The 1,724-nt window shown below is 73.9% G+C and carries 1 protein-coding gene; it reads right to left on the bottom strand.

What is annotated here, in order from left to right; translation table 11 throughout:
• Positions 1–30: 30 nt before the first annotated feature.
• Positions 31–1,503, bottom strand: coding sequence for an MFS transporter (locus ABZ641_RS36075; RefSeq protein WP_359988688.1), 1,473 nt, complete (start codon positions 1,501–1,503; stop codon positions 31–33).
• Between the last annotated feature and the right edge of the window lie 221 nt (positions 1,504–1,724).

Raw genomic sequence — 1,724 nt, 5'->3', positions numbered from 1 at the left:
CTCGGGGCGGCCGCACCCGCGGGGCGGTGGCTACTTGGCGGTGCGGGCGGGGCGGGGCAGGGCGAGGCTGACGGCGGCGGCGATCAGCACCAGCACCAGGTCGATCACGCCGACCCACTGGAAGGCGGTGGCGTAGGAGCCGACGCCCTTCGGGGTGCCGAGGGCGGCGAAGAAGACCGAGCCGATCGCGGCGACGCCGGCGGCGCTCGCGAACTGCTGCGCGGTGGTGAGCACACCGGCCGCGGCGCCGGCCTGCTGCGGGCGGACACCGGCCAGCACCGAGCCGACCAGGGCCGGCACGGCCAGGCCGTTGCCGAGGCCGATCAGCACCATCGGGCCGATCAGCCGGGCCGGGCTGGTGTGGTCGCCCGAGACGCCCAGCACGATCAGCAGGGCGACGAAGCCGACCGCCGCGATCGAGCCGCCGGTGGTGATCATGCGGCTGCCGTACTTGGCGGTGATCCGCTGGGAGGCGATCGACGCGCCGGAGAACGCCAGGCCGAGCGGGGTGAAGACGAACCCGGCGGCGAGCGGCTTCAGACCCAGACCCGACTGGAGCACCAGGGTCAGGGTGAACATGAAGCTGAAGAAGCCGGCGAAGGTGGCGATGCTGACCACCAGACCGCGGCTGAACGCCCGGTCGGAGAAGAGCGACAGGTTGAGCAGCGGCTGGCCGCCGCGCCGGGCCAGGCCGCGCTCCCAGAGCAGCGTCAGGGCCATCGCGGGCACCGAGGCGACCAGGCTGACCCAGGTCCAGGCCGGCCAGCCCTGGATCCGGCCGAGGATGAGCGGGACGAGCGCCAGCGCCAGGCTCACCGGGACGCCGATCGCACCGACCGGGTCGAGCGAGGGCTTCCCGGTGGGCTTGCGGTGCGGCAGCAGCTGCGCCGCGAAGCCCAGCATGACCAGGCCGATCGGCAGGTTGACCAGGAAGATGACCCGCCAGCCGAGGCCGGCGACGTCCGCCTCCAGCAGCGCACCGCCGAGCACCTGGCCGGCGACCGCACCGACGCCGACGGTGACGCCGAACCAGGACAGCGCCCGGGCCCGCTCCGCCGGCGGGAAGGTCGCGGTGATCAGTGCGAGCACCTGCGGCACCATCGCGGCGCCGGTCAGGCCCTGGACGAGCCGCGCCGCCACCAGCTGGCCCGGCGACTGGGCGATGCCGCACAGCACCGAGGCGATGGTGAAGGCGACCGTGCCGGTCAGGAAGACCGCCCGGGAGCCGTACAGGTCGCCCAGCCGGCCGCCGGTGATCAGGCCGCTGGCGTAGGTGAACGCGTAGCCGGCGACGATGAGTTCGAGCGCGGCCTGACCGGCGGAGAGGTCGTGCTCCAGGGACGGGGCCGCGACGTTGACCACGTACAGGTCGAACTGGGCCATGAACATGGCCGCCAGGATCACCGGCAGCATCAGCCAGCGCTTGGCGTAGGGGGCCGGGTCGGCCGCGGGGGCCGCGGTGGCGGCCGGACCGGCGGCGGCCCCGTTCCGGGTGAGAGACATGGCAGTGGGTCCCTTCGGGGGTTCGCGTCTATCGGTGGAGCGGTGGTTTCAGGGGCGCGGGAAACTGCGCGGCCCGGGGGTGGTGATGCGGACTGCATGGGCCGAGCCGTGATCTGTACGGCGGCCCGCAGTCGGTCGTTCTCCGCACCGGAACCGGCAGCGGGTACGGCGGGGGAGTGCCCCCGAACTCCGGGCACCGGGCCTTGTGGTCGCACCAGTCG

This window comes from Kitasatospora sp. NPDC007106 (genome assembly GCF_040634455.1).
Taxonomy (GTDB): domain Bacteria; phylum Actinomycetota; class Actinomycetes; order Streptomycetales; family Streptomycetaceae; genus Kitasatospora; species Kitasatospora arboriphila.
Note: the sequence above shows the minus strand (reverse complement) of the source record. Positions and strands in the feature narration are given on the sequence as shown.

Coding starts and splice junctions, on each gene's coding strand:
- ABZ641_RS36075 (WP_359988688.1), bottom strand. CDS start 1,503: ATGTCTCTCACCCGGAACGGGGCCGCCGCCGGTCCGGCCGCCACCGCG.